The sequence below is a fragment of the Alistipes provencensis genome (genome assembly GCF_900083545.1).
Classification (GTDB): Bacteria; Bacteroidota; Bacteroidia; order Bacteroidales; family Rikenellaceae; genus Alistipes; species Alistipes provencensis.
Genome location: NZ_LT559262.1, coordinates 3,429,280 through 3,446,895, shown reverse-complemented (window position 1 = coordinate 3,446,895; position 17,616 = coordinate 3,429,280). Strand labels below are relative to the sequence as shown.

General features: G+C 54.7%; 12 protein-coding genes. 11 read left to right on the top strand and 1 reads right to left on the bottom strand.

Features of this window, described 5'->3' with window-relative positions:
• Positions 1–112 precede the first annotated feature (112 nt).
• Complete coding sequence (gpmI, locus tag BN5935_RS13475; protein WP_064976554.1) at positions 113–1,636, top strand: 2,3-bisphosphoglycerate-independent phosphoglycerate mutase; 1,524 nt, start codon at positions 113–115, stop codon at positions 1,634–1,636.
• A gap of 363 nt (positions 1,637–1,999) precedes the next feature.
• Here gpmI and BN5935_RS13470 read toward each other — a convergent pair whose 3' ends face one another.
• Positions 2,000–2,557: an RNA polymerase sigma-70 factor gene (locus BN5935_RS13470; protein WP_064976553.1), complete on the bottom strand. Its 558-nt coding sequence runs from the start codon at positions 2,555–2,557 to the stop codon at positions 2,000–2,002.
• Positions 2,558–2,718: 161 nt separating this feature from the next.
• On the opposite strand from BN5935_RS13470, the gene BN5935_RS13465 reads away from it, so the two are divergent.
• The 10 genes from BN5935_RS13465 to BN5935_RS13420 all read left to right on the top strand — a co-directional run bounded on the left by BN5935_RS13465 (position 2,719) and on the right by BN5935_RS13420 (position 17,545).
• Positions 2,719–3,738: a FecR family protein gene (locus tag BN5935_RS13465; RefSeq protein ID WP_064976552.1), complete on the top strand. Its 1,020-nt coding sequence runs from the start codon at positions 2,719–2,721 to the stop codon at positions 3,736–3,738.
• Between the two features lie 299 nt (positions 3,739–4,037).
• Positions 4,038–7,259 carry a TonB-dependent receptor gene (locus BN5935_RS13460; protein ID WP_082944220.1) on the top strand — a complete coding sequence of 1,074 codons (3,222 nt, stop codon included), beginning with the start codon at positions 4,038–4,040 and terminating at the stop codon, positions 7,257–7,259.
• A gap of 12 nt (positions 7,260–7,271) precedes the next feature.
• Positions 7,272–8,756, top strand: coding sequence for a RagB/SusD family nutrient uptake outer membrane protein (locus tag BN5935_RS13455; protein ID WP_064976551.1), 1,485 nt, complete (start codon positions 7,272–7,274; stop codon positions 8,754–8,756).
• A 28-nt stretch (positions 8,757–8,784) separates the two neighbouring features.
• Entirely contained in the window at positions 8,785–9,471 is a 687-nt protein-coding gene (locus BN5935_RS13450; RefSeq protein ID WP_147625842.1) for a BACON domain-containing protein, read from the top strand.
• A 25-nt stretch (positions 9,472–9,496) separates the two neighbouring features.
• Complete coding sequence (locus tag BN5935_RS13445; protein ID WP_064976549.1) at positions 9,497–11,737, top strand: DUF5689 domain-containing protein; 2,241 nt, start codon at positions 9,497–9,499, stop codon at positions 11,735–11,737.
• Between the two features lie 5 nt (positions 11,738–11,742).
• Positions 11,743–12,642, top strand: coding sequence for an endonuclease/exonuclease/phosphatase family protein (locus tag BN5935_RS13440; protein WP_064976966.1), 900 nt, complete (start codon positions 11,743–11,745; stop codon positions 12,640–12,642).
• A 226-nt stretch (positions 12,643–12,868) separates the two neighbouring features.
• The gene (locus BN5935_RS13435) at positions 12,869–13,633 is read left to right on the top strand and encodes an endonuclease/exonuclease/phosphatase family protein (protein WP_235821116.1); all 765 of its coding nucleotides are present in this window, start codon (positions 12,869–12,871) and stop codon (positions 13,631–13,633) included.
• Positions 13,634–13,643: 10 nt separating this feature from the next.
• Positions 13,644–15,239, top strand: coding sequence for a sulfatase family protein (locus BN5935_RS13430; RefSeq protein WP_235821115.1), 1,596 nt, complete (start codon positions 13,644–13,646; stop codon positions 15,237–15,239).
• A 13-nt stretch (positions 15,240–15,252) separates the two neighbouring features.
• Positions 15,253–16,170, top strand: coding sequence for a glycerophosphodiester phosphodiesterase family protein (locus tag BN5935_RS13425; RefSeq protein ID WP_064976547.1), 918 nt, complete (start codon positions 15,253–15,255; stop codon positions 16,168–16,170).
• Between the two features lie 4 nt (positions 16,171–16,174).
• The gene (locus tag BN5935_RS13420) at positions 16,175–17,545 is read left to right on the top strand and encodes an MFS transporter (protein WP_064976546.1); all 1,371 of its coding nucleotides are present in this window, start codon (positions 16,175–16,177) and stop codon (positions 17,543–17,545) included.
• Positions 17,546–17,616: the final 71 nt, after the last annotated feature.

The window sequence follows — 17,616 nt, the reverse complement described above, 5'->3', positions numbered from 1 at the left end:
AGCCCCCGCCAAGGCGGGGGTTGGGGGTGGGTCCAATTTGTAAACGGCGCCGTAGGCGACGAATACGGCTTTCGGAAATAACGAAACGGTAGTAATTAAAACAGAGTTAGATATGAACAACAAGGTATTACTTATGATTCTCGACGGCTGGGGCAACGGCCGTCACGACAAGGCGGACGTGATTTCGACCGTCCATCCCGAATATATCTCGGCCATGACCGCGAAATATCCCCATGCCGAACTGCGCACCGACGGCGAGAACGTCGGACTGCCCGACGGACAGATGGGCAACTCGGAGGTCGGACACCTCAACATCGGCGCCGGCCGCGTCGTGTATCAGGACCTCGTGAAGATCAACCGCGCCTGCCGCGACAACTCGATCATGCAGAACCCCGAGGTGAAGGCCGCGTTCGAATACGCCAAAAAGAACGGCGTGAACGTGCATTTCATGGGTCTGGTGTCGGACGGCGGCGTGCACTCGTCGCTGGAGCACCTCTTCAAACTCTGCGACATCGCCGCCGAATACAAGATCGAAAATACGTTCGTGCACTGCTTCATGGACGGCCGCGACACCGACCCGCGCAGCGGCAAGGGATTCGTCGCCGACCTCGAGAAGCACATGGCCGCATCGACGGGCCGGGTGGCCACGGTCATCGGCCGTTACTACGCCATGGACCGCGACAAGCGCTGGGAGCGCGTGAAGATCGCTTACGACGCGCTGGTGAACGGCGTCGGCGAACATTCGTCGGACATGGTCGAAGCCGTCCAGAAATCCTACGACGAGGGCGTGACGGACGAGTTCATCAAGCCCGTCGTGCGCATCGACGAGAACGGACAGCCCGTCGGCATGATCCGTCCGAACGATCTGGTGATCTTCTTCAACTACCGTAACGACCGCGCCAAGGAGCTGACGATCGTATTGACGCAGGAGGACATGCCCGCCGAGGGGATGCACACCCTGCCGCTTTACTACTGCTGCATGACCCCCTACGACGCCAAGTTCACGGGTCTGCACATCCTCTTCGACAAGGAGAACGTGCCCAACACCATCGGCGAATATGTTTCGAAGCAGGGTCTCAGGCAACTGCGTATCGCCGAGACCGAGAAATACGCCCATGTGACGTTCTTCCTGAACGGCGGCCGCGAGGAGAAATTCGCGGGCGAGGAGCGCATCCTCGTCGCTTCGCCCAAGGTGGCGACCTACGACCTCCAGCCCGAGATGTCGGCCCCGGAGGTTGCCGACAAGCTGGTTGCGGCGCTGGGCGAGCAGAAGTTCGACTTCATCTGCCTGAATTTCGCCAACGGCGACATGGTGGGCCACACGGGCGTTTACGAGGCCATCGTGAAGGCCGTGAAGGCTGTCGATGGATGTGTGGAGAAGGTTGTCGAGGCTGCCAAGGCCAACGGCTACGAGGTGGTGATGATCGCCGACCACGGCAATGCCGACAACGCGGTCAATCCCGACGGTACGCCCAACACGGCGCACTCGCTGAACCCCGTGCCCATCGTGGTGGTTTCGGACCGCGTGAAGGGCGTGCACAACGGCATTCTGGCCGACGTGGCTCCCACGGTGCTGAAGCTGATGGGGCTGGAGCAGCCTGCCGACATGACGGGCAAGGCGCTGGTGGACCTGTAGTTTCCGATTTTAAGCGGCTGTTTCCGCACATCCCTCACGCGGGGCGAACGGGACGTACCGAAGTGCGCTCCATTCGTTTTCCGAGAGGCGAAAATGGTGTAAATATTGATTTTTCAATGAGTTAATATTTGCAGGTGGTTTTTTCTTCGGAGAAGACCATGTATGAAAAGGTAATTCCAGACGAGGTTTCGGTTTCCAGATCCGTTACCTCGTCTGTTTTGTTGTGCTTTGCACAAAACAGTCATTTGCGGTATCCTGCATCGCGCTTCATCTTGACAAACGACTCCGAGGAAATTAGTTTTAGCCATTCAATTTCATCGGAGTATGCGCCGTATATCAAGGTTCTGTATTTATAATCAGGTGCTATAGCCAAACAGACAGCAAATAGAGGTAGTCCTTGAGTTTTACCCGTAGAATTTTCAATGCCTGCGTGATCCGGTATTCCACTGTTTTGATTGATACGCCCAGTCGTTCGGCGATCTCTTTGTTGGTGTAATCCCCGAAACGACTCATCGAGAATACTTCCCGATAGTTTTCGGGCAGCTCCCTGACTGCTTTCTCGATATGCCGGGACAGTTCCTCCAACATATAGCAGTCCGGATTCTGAAAGGTATCCTTTAGTTTTTCGTAGATATAATTGTGCGTGACTTGTTTGTATTTGTTGCGTTGAATGGCATTGAGACAACGGTTTCGAACCGCCGTGAAAAGATATGATTTTACGGAACCGGTGATAACGAGGAATTCCCGCTTTTCCCAAAAATGCATCATGAGGTCCTGAACTATTTCCTCGGCGTCCTTGTCGGAGACGTATTGGGTGGCGAATTCACATAGGGGTGAATAATAGGTAACGAACAATTGCTTGAAAGCCTGTTCATTTCCGTTACTTAGTTCTTCGAGTAGCTGCGGGTCGTTGTAATGCATCGTCACCTGAGTTTCATTTGCAAATATAGTAAAAAAGATTCATGGGGCGGAAGGCCCGTAAGGTCGGCTTGAATAGGTTTGAAAATTATTTTTCCGATTTCCTTTAGGGTCGGCTTCGTTTTTTTTGTCTTAGTAATGAACGGAATGAAAAAAACGAACTTATGAAACAGACCGAACCGTCCGGGGAAATGTTGCTCGAATACATAGAGGGAGAAGCTGCACCCGATGTGCGTGCCGAAGTCGAGGCATGGATGGGAGCGGATCCCGAAAACGAAGTGATGCTGCTGGATATGGCGAAAATCTACTATGCGCGGCGGCGTGCCGAGCGGATTCGTCGCCGGGATGTGATGGCTGCCTATGAAAAGGTGATGCGGTCGGTTTGCCGCAGGCGGCAGACGATCCGGCTTTCGTGGCAGCGGGTTGCCGTCGCAGCGGCCGTTCTTGTCGCAGTGAATATCGGAGCATGGTATTTTGCGGGATACAGGGTATCGGCCGGGGCCTATATCACCTTGAATTCAAATGCCGAAAAAAAGGTCGAATACACGCTGCCTGATGGAACGTCGGTATTTCTGAACCGTAACAGTTCCCTGCGGTTCCCGTTGAAATATGCGAAGGACTCCCGGTGTGTGAAGCTTGACGGGGAGGCCTATTTCGAAGTGGCGCATGATCCGGACAGACCGTTTGTCGTAATGACCGACAACGATCTGCAAATACAGGTCTTGGGGACGAAATTCAATATCGAGGCCTATGCGGCCGACAGTATTGCGCAGGTCTTCCTGTTGGAGGGGCGTGTCCGTGTCGATATCGGTGACAATTCGTCCGGGATACGGAATTATCTGCTGACTCCCTCTGAAGAGCTGCGTTACAATATCAGTTCGGGACAAATCGCGCTTCGCAAGGACCCTTCCGTTTCAGGGGTCGAATGGATGGACAATACCTTTGTTTTCCGCGACACGCCTTTCCCCGAAGTTATCCGGAGATTGTCCCACAATTTCGGGGTAGAGTTCGTTGTGCGTGACGCCTGCCTGAGCGACTATACTTTTACCGGAACCTTCGACAATCGAGACCTGTCGTTGATTCTCGAATATATGCAGATATCTTCGGGTATCGATGTCCGGTACGAGTCTGTTGTCGCAGGGCGGCAGCGTATTACGCTGAGCCGGAAGAAACCGAATATATGAACCTAATCCAAACAGCCCATGAAAGAAAACTGACCTGAATAGAATAGCAGGGCTCGTGATGCGACACAAACCCTGCTCGAAAAAGTTCTCAAGCCAACCTCGGAAGGTAATCTTAAAAACTTTACAAAGATATGAAAAACAAATCTCTTTTCGGATATCCGGCGATAAAAAAGAGCATCGTCGGAGTCCGGAAAAAGTTATTTCTGTGCCTGCTGCTTGCCGCATTCCAACCGGTATCGGCACAGGCTCCGCAGCAAAATTTGTCGCTGCGCGTTCAGGAACGGCCGTTGCGTGAAATTATGGATTCCATTGAACGCCAGACCGAATACCGTTTCTATTACAACAGCAAACTCCATGATCTGCAACGCCGGATCTCCATACTCGCCGAGAACGAACCGGTTCGTTCCGTTCTGGACCGGCTTTTCAAACCGTTGCACATCTCCTATCAGATTAAAGGTAAGGATATCATTCTTGCCGATCCGCGTCATGCCACTCCCGTGTCCCCGGAGAAACGGGCGCATACCGTAACGGGAGACGTCCGTAACCGGAAAGGCGAGCCGCTCGTCGGAGCCACGGTGGTCGTCGCCGGCACTACCCGCGGTGCGACGACCAATGCCGACGGCAGTTTCTCGATTCGGGGCGAGGTTCCGATGACCCTTCATTTCTCGTATTTGGGATATCGGCCTGCCGAAGTGAAAGTTACTTCTGCGACGATGGTCAATGTCGTACTGGAGGACGAAGCCAATGAGATGGACGAGATCGTTGTGATCGGTTACGGTACGGTGAAAAAGACCGATATGACTGGTTCGGTGACCAATGTCAAGATGTCCGACGTGCAGAATGCTCCCGTGCTGTCGATCGATCAGGCGTTGCAGGGCCGTATCGCCGGAGCCGATATCATGTCCACCACCGGCGAACCGGGCGCTACGACCTCGATTCGCATTCGCGGAACCCGGTCGATTCTGGCCTCGAACGAGCCGCTGATCGTTGTCGACGGCGTGATGGATGCCATCAGCGACCTGAACGACATCAATTCTGCAGACATCGAATCGGTGTCTGTCCTGAAGGATGCCTCTTCAACGGCCATTTACGGGTCGCGCGGCGCCAATGGAGTCATCATTATCACGACCAAGAAAGGCCGTTCGCTGTCCGGAAAGCCCAATATTACGTTCAAAGCCGATGTCGGATTTTCGCAGTTGCCCCGGAAACTGGATTTGATGAACGGAACGGAGTTCGCACTTTATCGCAACGACTATACTTTCCTCAACAGCGATGGGGTCGATGAGTCCACGCCGCTGTCTAAATATCCTCTTCCGGACCCGTTGTCCATCGGCGAGGGCACCGACTGGATCGATGAGATCACCCGCACGGCCGGTTATCAGAATTACAACCTTTCGGTCTCGAACAGCACGAAAAAGAGCAGCTATTTCGCTTCACTGGGTTACAACAACACGGAAGGCATCATCCGCAACAGCGGGCTGGCGCGTATCACTGGCCGTATCAATTTGAGCCATCAGTTGTTCAAATGGATGAACATCAGTTATAAAGGTGCGTTTACACACCGGGATCAGGACAGCAATCTGGCTGAGATCGGTGGGCCGAACTATTTTCATGCCGCTATTTACCTGAGCCCGCTGATCGATCCGGACGACAATTACAATCCCTATTACGGAAACGGTGCGCCGATCAACACGCCCAGCGCAACGATTGCCTTGAACACGAACAACAACAAGCGGCTTTCATCGAATCACACGGTTGCGTTCGACATAGACCTTGCCGAAAATCTCAAACTGCGTACTCAGGAATCCTATTATAATTACCAGCGCCATACGTTTCGCTATTATCCGGGCACGCTGCCCAAGAAGAACGAAGGGGAGGGCGGCGAGGCCTATCGCGGCGAATACGATGAAAACAGCTTTTCAAGCGAGACCACGCTCACATATCGGCTTGATACGAAGAGCGGGCATCATCTCGATCTGCTGGGCGGTTTTACAACCTACGTTTTCAAATCCAATACCTTCACCCTGCAAGGGTCCGGTTATATGGATGACAATGTCACATGGAACAACATGAACGCAGTGTTGGACAAGGAGACCTACTCGGCTTCGTCCGGATCGACGAAACAGACCAAGCTCTCTTATCTGGCCCGTGTCAACTACAATTACAAACACCGTTATTACCTGACGGTGACGGGGCGTTTCGACGGCGCTTCCAACTTTGCAGCCAATAACAAGTGGGGCTTTTTCCCTTCGGCTGCTGTCAAATGGAATATCTCGAACGAAGCCTTTTTGAAGGACGTAAACTGGATTGACGATTTTTCGTTGCGTTTGAGTGCCGGCCGTACGGGTAACGACGCCATTTCATCCTACCGGTCGCTGGCCGCCATGTCCAGTACTACGAACGGTTATCTGTTCGCCGGTTCACAACCCGTGGCATATTATCGCAGTCGTCTGGACAGCCCCAATCTGACGTGGGAGAAGACCGATCTCTACAATGCGGCTCTTGATATCGCATTGTTCGGGAACCGGCTGTCGATTACGGCGGAAGGTTATTTTTCCAAAACCTGCGATCTGCTGATGTCCGTGCAGACACCCACTCAGACGGGATATTCTTCGCGTTATGCCAATCTGGGCAGGACGACCAACAAGGGGTGGGAACTTTCGATCGAGAGTCGCAATATCGTGAAACCTCGTTTTTCATGGACCACGAACCTTTCGTTGGCCCATAACGAACAGATGGTGGATGATATCGGGACTGAGGATTTCGTCGTCGCAGCCAAATCGGCCGGCAACAATCCCTACATGATGCAGGGTTATGTGAAAGGTTATCCGCTCAATGCCCTCTGGGGATTCCGTTACGGCGGTGTCTGGAAAAGTACCGAAGAGTTTGAACGCAACGGCGTAACCCATGCTTACGCTTCGGCTACCCAGATTACCAGTGCGGCCAAATCGCTCGGATTGCCCCGGTATTACGACATGAACCATGACGGTACGCTCAATCAGGATGATCTGGTGTATTTGGGCAATGCCGATCCTTATCTTTACGGCGGTTTGCAGAATTCGTTCCGGATCGGCAAGCTGAATATCGGCGTCTATTTCACCTATTCGTTGGGAGGCAAGATCTATAATTATGCGGAGCTTTACATGTCGGGCAGCAAGCATACCAACCAGTACCGCTACATGCTCGATGCATGGCACCCCGTGCGCAACCCGGATTCGGATCTGCCGAGCGCCGGTTGCTGCGATGTCAACGTTCCGAGCGATTTGCAAGTACACGACGCTTCGTTCCTGCGGCTGAAGAACGTTTCAGTAGGCTATACGTTCGATCTGCGGAAAAAGACCCGCTTCCTGCGCGATATTTCACTGAGTGTCAGCGGTGAGAATCTTTGGTTGTGGAAAAAGTACAATGGCTTCGATCCGGATGTTTCCACCGAAAGCAACGGTTCCACGATGCGTCGTGTGGATATGGGCGCCTATCCGAAACCCCGGACGATCGTTTTCAGCATTCAGATCAGATATTAAACAGTAAGAAACATGAAAGCAAAATTATATTCGATGCTGCTGGTATTGCTTGCAACGAGTGCCTGCACTCTGGAGGAGGATACGAGTGGCTTCTCGACGCCCGGAACCTTCTACCGGGACAAGTCCCAGTGCATTTCAGGGCTCAATTCCTGTTATATTCCGCTCAAATCGCTCTATACCTACAAAATGATGCTGGCGACCGAAAGCGTTACCGACCTGTGTTATTCGAGCTCTGCCACTCAGGACGCCCAGTTGGACATCTCCCCGGCCAAACCGCGCTTCGGTGCCGAGGTTTGGACTAATGCCTATAAAGGAGTCATGTATTGCAATACCGTTATCGCCGGGATCGAGCGGTCGCCGCTCGAAGAGGATGTCCGGGCTCCGCTGCTCGCTGAAGGAAAGGTCCTCCGCGCCTTTTATTATTGGCTGCTCACGTCGTTTTTCGGCGATGTCCCGTTCTATACGGTCGACGTATCGGATGTCGAAGTGCTGACTGAAGTGGGACGGTTGCCCCGCATGTCGGCCGCAGATACCCGGAATGCACTGATCGAGGAGTTGCAGGCATGCGTGCCCTGCATGGAGCAGATTCGTACGAGCGAGATCGCGGACAACCGCTGTGGCGCCGCGATGGGATGGATGCTGATCGCCAAGATGTCCATGTGGAACAAACGATGGGATACGGCAATCGGCGCACTGAATGAGTTGGAAGCTATCTATGGCGACTTGGAACAATATCCGCTTTCGGATATTCCTTTCAGCCGGAAGAATACGCCCGAATCCATTTTCGAAATCCAGCATACCTACACGGCCGGCGGATTGATCTACACTTCGAATGTGGCCTGTATCTGTATGCCCCGTCCGCGCGCGGAGGGGACGTCGGTCTATGCCGGCGTGGAGATTCCCGAGTTGGGAAATAACGCGACGACATGGGTTCCCATCGTTCCTACGACCTATTTTTATGACAATCTGCAACCTGCGGACGGTACGGATAAACGTCGTGAAATGCAGTTGTCCACAGGTTGGAACGGCAAGACCTATGATAAATCGAAAACTTATTTCGGACCGAAATTCTGGTGCTACGGTATGCAGACGACCTACGACTCGAACAATTACAAGGTGTTCCGCTATGCGGATGCATTGCTGATGAAGGCCGAATGTCTCTGCATGCAGGAAGAGGATGCGGACGCCGCCATGGAGTATCTGAATAAGGTAAAACGTCGTGCCGGTATCGGCGAATATACGCATTTCCGTTCGTGGGCCCGTCTGATGGACGAGATCATGGAGGAACGGGGCCGGGAGTTGCTGGGTGAATTCCAGCGCAAATTCGATTTGGTCCGGTGGGGTAACTGGTACGAACGCACGACGCTGCAGACCGAGTCGAAGGCCGTATTGGCCAACATCCTTCCGTGTCATGAATACTATCCCATTCCCGATACCGAAGTGACCTATTCGAATTATGCATTGGATAACGACGCCTATGCCGCTTATGGATTGTAAAATGCAAATTACAGAAAATCAAAAGATCATGAATCCTAAAATAAAAACGACAAGGTGGCGATTTGCAATGTTTCTGGCCGTGTCGCTGTTCATTGCCTGCGAGCATGAGTTCGAACAGAAGCTGCCGCTCGCCATTAATCAGCACAAATTGACCCTCGACGCTTCGGCTGGTTCCACGCCCGTTCTGGTCTATGCGACGGAATCTTGGACGGCTTTTTTTGCCGAAGACATTTCGTGGGCGGCGATCCGGCGGCATACGGGGCGCGGGAACGGCGAATTTGTACTTGAATACGGGGATAATCCGGGTATTGCCCGGATGACGGAGATCATTATCCGGTCGAACGGACTTGAAAAAAATATCGTCGTTACGCAAACCGGCGTTGTGTCTGAGCCGGAAATTCTGCTGACCGAACCGACCAAAGAACTCAATGCTGCGGGTGGAGAGATCGTCCTTCCGTTTGAGACCAATCTGACCGGGGCGCTTGATCGCATTGCGGCGAAAACGGTGTGTCTCGATGTCGACGGAGGGGAGCTTCCCGATGCCGAGCCGTGGATTGCCGATATCCGGATCGCAGCGGATGCGGTAACTTTTACGGCCGCAGCCAATGCAACGGGAGCGGTCCGCAAACTTCGGCTGACACTGGAAGTTGACGATGCAGTGAACGGGACGTTGTACACGACGTCGACGAACCTCACGCAAATCGCAGGAGAATAGTATAATCCGATAAAGTCTGACAACCATGAATAAATACAACATAATCGCGGCTGCCGCAGGATCGCTTCTCCTCGGGGCATGCAACGTGGACGACAGCAACGACACTCCGCTGGTGGAGCTTGGAGCCAGAACAACCGAATTTACGGTCGATGCAACGGCGGGGCATGTGGATATTGACGTTCTTACGAACCGGCGCTGCCATTTACGCTTTCTTGAGGAAACGCCGTGGGCCGAGCTGAGCGCCGAAACTCTTGACGGCGATTCGTCGTTTTATATCGATTACGATGACAATGACGATTTCCCGCGTATGACACGGGTGTTGATCGAAGCCGATAACAAACTCCACCGGGATACGATAACGCTCCGGCAGCGCGGCGGGCAGACTCCGGCGCTGAGTCTGCCCTCAGGTTCGCTGATCGTTTCGGGCAGCGTTTCGGGCAGCGATGCTATCCGTTTCGACACCAACATCGATTTTTCCGAGATTGAACGGGATGTCGTCTATACGAGCGGGGATGACGAGGCTTGGATCTCCGGTATTTCGTATGGGGAAGGCATGTTACGCCTCGATTACGATAAAAATCCTTACGATTCGCAGCTCCGCACGGCTTCCGTCATCCTGCGATGGACCGACGGCTGGAATGAATCTCATTCTGCGACCCTTTATGTCATGCAGAAAACCGCTGGAGACATGCTGGGGCGAAGCGTCGATTTCGGCTATATCCGCAGCCTGCCCGATGCCGGAGAGTCGGTGACCGTCGACGAATATGTCATTATCGAGGGCTATATCGTAAGTAATCCCGAATCAGGCAACGCCGGCGAAAATATCCGGACAACGGAGATGACCATAGATTACTCGGGCAGCCAAAGAACCGCCTACATCGAGAGTCTCGATGGCAAGTATGGCTTTATGATCGAGACGGCAGGCGTCGGGGACAATATCTTCAGGCGTTATGACAAAGTGCAGATTCTGCTGTACGGTACCGCTCTTGCCCGGCATGAAAATCCTGAACGTTACGTCATTTCGGGCGTTACGGCCCAAATGGTGACGGCGCAGGAAGCCGGAACGGCAGCAGCCATTCCGGATAAAAGACGATTCGTTTCGGAGTTGACGGACGATGACGTATATACCTTTGTAACGCTTCGGGACTGTGAATTCCCCGTCCGTAAAGGTGCACTGACCCCGATTCACGACGGATATACGAATGCGCACAATAATGAAATCACCTCGAAATATCCGCGTCTGATGCGCGACATCGAAGGATCGAGCATCTATCTCTACACAAACACGACCTGTCCTTATCGCCGTGACGGTCGGAAATTACCCTACGGGTCGGGTGAGATTGGCGGAGTGGTGGTTTTCGAGCTTTATCCCGGTTATGTCTATGGGGACGGGACGGACGAGGATTCGCACGGCAATATCGGCCGTTACCAACTTCGCCACATGGCTTACGAAGACATTCGTTTTGATGACGAGGCGAGCTTTTCGGCGCTTCTGACCGAGTATCGTTATGTTAAGGATCAAAAACAGGATGCCTCCGACAAACGGTATTATTGGTATCCGACTTTCGGGGCCAATGGGCGATTCTCCCATTCGACGACCATCAAGCCGACGACTTATACGACTTGGAATTATATTGGTCCGGTCGGAACGAAAAACGCATTGCCGCCTTTCTCGGCCCATATCGGCAATGAGGGATATGGTATGGGCATCATTCTGGAAGACGGCACGGATTACAATAATCCCGGAGGCGATAAGGTCGACGCCAAGATCAATGCCGATGGAAAGGGGCAGGAAACAAGTCCTGCATGCACGTCATGGAAACAGACTTGCTGGTGGGACTATACGAACGACCGGGGCGAATCGTGGTGTGTGGAGTTTTCGACTGCCGATATTGAGACGGATTTTCTCTCGATGCAGTTTACCGTACAGGGCGGTAAGGCCGGAGCAGGGGTTTCCCCGATCTTCTGGAAAGCCGAATGGTCGTTGTCGGGCGATCTGTCGGGCGATGACGGCTGGAAGTATATCGGTTCCTATCAGGTGCCGGATATGGTAATCAGCTCTTCGGTAAAGGCTTGGCAGTTGGGTGCCTACAAGCAGATTGACATGCCGCTACCGCTCGAAATGCTGGGGCACGGCAAAGTTTATATCCGGTTTACCCCCGAAAGGAACGCCGTTAACAGCACTGCGAAGTTCGCTGTATCCGAAATTCCGGCCAAGGATGCTTCCAGTGCAATGGATTATTTTGCCATACGGTATAACAAGTGACGGCGATGGGACGAATCTATAAAAATCGACTGGCGCTGATCTGTACAGCGCTGCTCGTGGCCATGTGCTCGTCGGAAGACGAAATTCCACCCGTAAAGGCCGCGCTGAAAGTAATGTCGTTCAATATCCGGATGACGACCGAGGCCGACACGGGCGATCTGTCGTGGGAGTCCCGCAGGGAGTCCTGCGTGAGGATGATCCGTGATGTCCGGCCCGGTGTGATCGGCATGCAGGAGCCGCGCCCCGAGCAGCGGACCTATCTTTCGGAGGCGCTGCCCGAGTATGGGCAGTTTTACATCGCCGAAGACGAAAACCATCCTGAAAACCAGTGCGGCCATATGTCGCTCTTCTATCTGACGTCCGAATATACGCTCCTCGACCGCGGGTATTTCTGGCTGAGCGAAACTCCCGACGTTCCCTCGATGCCATGGAATACGACCGACGGCAATTACCGGACTACGTTGTGGGTGCATTTGAAAGAGAATGTCACACAAAAGGAGTTCTACTTCTTCACCACGCACCTGCCTTATAAGGCGGAGAACGACGAACCGCGTTTGCTGTGTGCCCGGCTCAATGTGGCGAAGATGAAGGAGATTGCCGGACGCGGCATGCCCGTATTCATTGCGGGCGATATGAACGCATCCTATGCAACGGATGACAAGCGCCGCAGTTGCCTGAATCCCTACTACGAGTGGATGTGGTCCGGACGCGATGCGGCGCCTGATTCCGATCGGGAGTACAGCTTCAATAATTTCGGATTGAGCGAGGCCAAAAGCACATGGAATTACGACCATATCTTCTATCGTCGTGTAACGCCGGTGCAGTTCCGGACGATCACCCGTGCGGATTACGGGGTACGCTTCGTCTCCGATCACTATCCGATTGTACTGACGGCCGAATTTTGATGGTTCGGCGAAAAAATGAGGATAAATTGGCAATTTTGATGACCGCCGGACCTAGCGGCCGGCGGTCATCGGTTGTCTGTATATAAACTTTGGCCGTATTCGTCCGTATTCGCAATGTCGTATGGACTGCGCCAATGAATTGAATACCATGAAAAAAATAGTCATATTGTTTGCCCTGCTTTTTGCGGACCTTGCGAGCGCCCGCACCGTGACAACCCTTAAACTCATGTCTTACAACATCCGTGGCACGGGTCACAAGGGCGACACGGGCGAGCTGGTCTGGGATATCCGCAAAGAAGCGTCGATCGCCATGATCGCCCGCGAGCGTCCCGACGTAATCGGATTTCAGGAACCGAAGAATGAACAGGTCATATGGCTGACCGAACACCTGCCCGACTATGCTCATGTCTCGGCGGGGCGCGATCAGGGTGTGAGTTCCGAAGGGGAGCATCTCCCGGTGATGTGGCTCCGCGAAAAATACGATCTTGTCGACTGGGGGTATTACTGGCTTTCGGAAACGCCCGGCGAGGTGTCCCGCGGCTGGGATGCCAAGAACCGCCGCATTACGGTGTGGGTATGTTTGCGCGACAAGGTTTCCGGCGGGAAATTTTATTATTTCAACACGCATCTCGACCATAAAGGGCACGAAGCGCGCCGCAGAGGGGCGTTGCTGAATGTCGAAATGATGCGTAAAATCGCCGGGAAACGCACCCCGGCTTTTATCTCGGGAGACATGAATGCCGAGATCGGACAGAAGACCGGAGAATACCTCAAGGCTTATACCGCATGGCTGGAATCCGCACACGACGCGGCCCCTGAAAGCGACGACCGCCCGTCGTTCAACGGCTTCGGGAAGAGCCGCGCCCGGACATTGGATTACATCTATTTCCGTCGGGCCCGGGCGTTGCGCTATGAAACGCTCGACAGCGAAGCCTACGGGGTCCGGTATGTTTCCGACCACTATCCGATCGTCTGTACATTTGTTTTTTAATAAATCTCATATGGCTCGTGACATTCTGTTTTTGGGAACGGCGGTTTTCGGAGGTCTGACGGCCGCCGGGGCGCAGGATATGACGCCGCAGCGTCCTAATATTCTGTTCTGCATTGCCGACGATGCCGCATGGCTTCATTTCGGGGCCTATGGCTGTGGATGGGTCTCGACACCGGTTTTCGACAGCGTGGCCGCACGGGGTGTGCTGTTCGAGAACTGCTATACTCCGAATGCGAAATCGGCGCCTTCGCGTGCGTCGCTGCTTACGGGGCGTTACTCGTGGCAGTTGGGCGAGGCGGGAAATCACATCTGCCGTTTCCCCGAGGATATCAAGGTCTTCACCGAAGCGCTCGAAGAGGCGGGCTACGACGTGGCTTTCACCGGCAAGGGCTGGGCTCCGGGCGACCCCGGCATGAGGAACGGCCGCAAACGGCGACTGACGGGTGAGGCGTGGCAGAGCCGGAAACTGACGCCTCCGACCCCCGAGATACTCGCTACGGATTATGCGGCGAATTTTTCCGACTTTCTCTCCTCGCGTGAGGATGTGTCGCGGCCGTGGTTCTTCTGGTTCGGCTGCCGCGAGCCGCACCGACGTTACGAATACGGCAGCGGGGCGGCCAAAGGCGGCCGGACAACCGGGGAGATCGACCGTGTTCCGGCCTTCTGGCCCGACAACGAGACGGTGCGCAACGACATGCTGGATTACGGATTCGAACTCGAACATTACGACCGGCAGTTGGGATTGATGCTGGCCCGGCTGGAGGAGCTCGGGGAGCTGGACAATACGCTCATCATCGTCACGTCGGACAACGGTATGCCCTTTCCGCGCGCCAAAGGAACCCAGTACGAGTATGCGCACCACATGCCGCTGGCCGTGATGTGGCTGCGGGGAGTGAGCGCCCCGGGACGGCGGGAGGCGGCCTATGTCTCGTTCGTCGACATCGCACCGACCGTTCTGGAGCTCGCCGGGACCGATCCCGCCACGGCAGGCATGGGGCGGCTCCCGGGCGGGAGCCTCGTGCCGCTGCTGAGGAATGAACCGGACCCCTGCGCCGTACTGCGCGGGCGGGCGCTGCTGGGGCGCGAGCGGCACGACAACGGACGGCCCGGGGATCAGGGTTATCCGATCCGGGGCATCGTGCGCGACGGCTGGCTCTATCTGTGCAACCTCAAACCGTGGCTGCTGCCCGGCGGCAATCCGGAAACGGGCTACCGCGACATCGACAGCTCTCCGACGAAAACCGCGATTCTGCAACTGAAACGCAGCGGACAGGACAGCCGCTACTACGACCTGTCGATGGGACCGCGTCCGGCGGAGGAGCTGTACCATGTCGAAACGGATCGTGAATGCCTTGTAAACCGCATCGGGGAGGTTTCGTGCCGGGTTCTGGCGGATTCGCTGCGTGCCGAGCTTTTCCGGACGCTGCGCGGGCAGGGCGATCCGCGGATGACGGGGGACGGCGACGTATTCGACCGCTATCCCTACGACAAGCCGGGTAAGGACCGGGTTTACGAACGGACCCTCAGCGGCGAGATCGTCCCGTGGGAACAGTCGAACTGGGTACTTCCGACCGATTACGAACAATACGAAACAATAAAAAATTAATAACCCGAATACGATGAAAAGATTACTGATCCTGCTCCTTGCGTGTTTTTCCCTGCTCGACGGGACGACGCAAACAAGAAATGCCGCCGCCGACCGTGCGTCGGCCATTGTTGCCGAAATTCACAGCCCTGCCTCAAAAAAGGTGTTGGTAGCTTCCCACCGCGGCGATTGGCGCAACTACCCTGAAAATTCACTCCCTGCCATCCGCAGCGCCATCGAAATGGGGGTCGACATTGTAGAAATAGATTTGGCGCTGACTTCGGACAGCGTGCTGGTACTCTGTCACGACCGTACCATCGACCGGACGACTTCGGGCAAAGGACTTATTGCGGAAATTACTTATGATTCCATTCGGCGGGTGAATTTGCGTGCGGGGCAGAATGCGGTCACACATTGGAAAGTACCCACGCTCGAAGAGGCGCTCATATTATGCAAAGACAAAATTGTCGTCAATATCGACAAAGGATTTCAATATTACGGGTTGATACATCCGTTGCTTGAAAAATACGGCATGCTGGAACAGGTGCTCATCAAAAGCAATGTCACCGCCGACCGTGCCGCCGCGACTTTCTCGAAATATGTCGACAATTGTCTTTTCATGCCCATTGTAAACTTCGGGAAGAAATCGTACCGAAAAATTCTCGAAAGCTATGAACGACTGAAATATCCATTGTTGGCTTACGAAATCTGCTGGTCGGAATACACGCCCGAGGTCGAGACCTGCATGCGCGAAGTCATCGCCGGCGGTTCGAAACTGTGGGTGAACTCCCTGTGGCCCTCCCTGAACGGCGGGCTTTGCGACGATGCCGCGATAGAAGGCGACCCGGCCGAGGTATATGGGAAACTGGTCGATATGGGCGCCACGCTGATCCAGACCGACCGGCCCGAACTGCTGATCTCCTACCTCCGCTCGCGCGGACTGCACGACTGACGCCATGAGCCGTATTACGGAATTCTACCGCATCAGCCCTGCGGCTCCTGCCCGGGAGCAGGACGAGGTGTCGCGTGACAAGTACTACCGCCGCCTGCGCCTGCAGGCATTCACCGCCGCAACGCTCGGATACAGTCTCTACTACGTCTGCCGCACCAGTCTCAACGTCATGAAGAAGCCCATTCTCGACAGCGGGTCCTTGGACGCATCGCAGTTGGGAGTCATCGGCTCGGCACTCCTCTTCGCCTATGCCATCGGCAAGTTCGTCAACGGATTCATTGCCGACTACTGCAACATCAAGCGCTTCATGGCCACGGGACTCATCGTCTCGGCCGCAGCCAATGCCCTGATGGGGCTCATGGGGCTCGCACATTCCGTAGTCCCAACGGCCGTGATATTCGTTGCATTCGCCGTGATGTGGGGACTGAACGGGTGGGCGCAGTCCATGGGGGCGCCTCCGGCCATCATATCCCTCTCCCGCTGGTATCCGCTCAAGGAGCGCGGAACCTACTACGGATTCTTCTCCGCAAGCCACAACCTCGGGGAGTTCTTCTCATTCCTTTTCGTAGGCTCCATCGTCTCCTTTGCGGGGTGGCAGGCCGGGTTCTTCGGATCGGCCGTGGCAGGAGCCATCGGCGTGGTGCTGGTACTCTGCTGGCTCCACGACACTCCGGAGTCGAAGGGACTGCCCCCGGTCGAGGCGCTGGCCCATGAAAAACCCGTCCCCGGAGCGGAGAAGTCCGTCAAAGAGATTCAGAAGCAGGTGCTCAGAACACCGGCCGTGTGGGTGCTGGCTGCGGCGAGCGCATTCATGTACATCTCGCGCTATGCCATAAACGGTTGGGGCGTGCTGTTCCTCCAAGAGGCAAAGGGATTCTCCGACGTCGAGGCCATCTCGATCGTCTCGATAAACGCACTGCTGGGAATACTCGGAACGGTACTTTCGGGGTGGTTCTCGGACAAGCTGTTCAAGGGCGACCGGAAGATTCCCGCGCTGCTGTTCGGCATACTGAACTCCGTGGCGCTGGCGCTGTTCCTATACGGTGGAAACGCCATGTGGGTGAACGTCCTCTCGATGGTGCTGTTCGGAATAGCCATCGGGGTCTTGATCTGCTTCCTCGGAGGATTGATGGCCGTGGACATCGTGCCGCGAAAGGCCACGGGAGCCGCGCTGGGGGTCGTGGGAATAGCAAGCTACATCGCGGCGGGCATTCAGGACGTAGCGTCGGGATGGCTCATAGACAGACACATCACCGTAGCCGCCGACGGCGCGAAGCACTACGATTTCGGGCCTGTGGCACTATTCTGGATCGCGGCGTCAGTGATTTCGTTCCTGCTGCCGCTGTTAAACAAAAGCAAAGGGAAAATGGCTTAAACGTAGTATCCCGGAATTTTCGATTTCGAAAAAATGGCCGCCTTTTACAAGATGGTCATTTTTTTGTATGG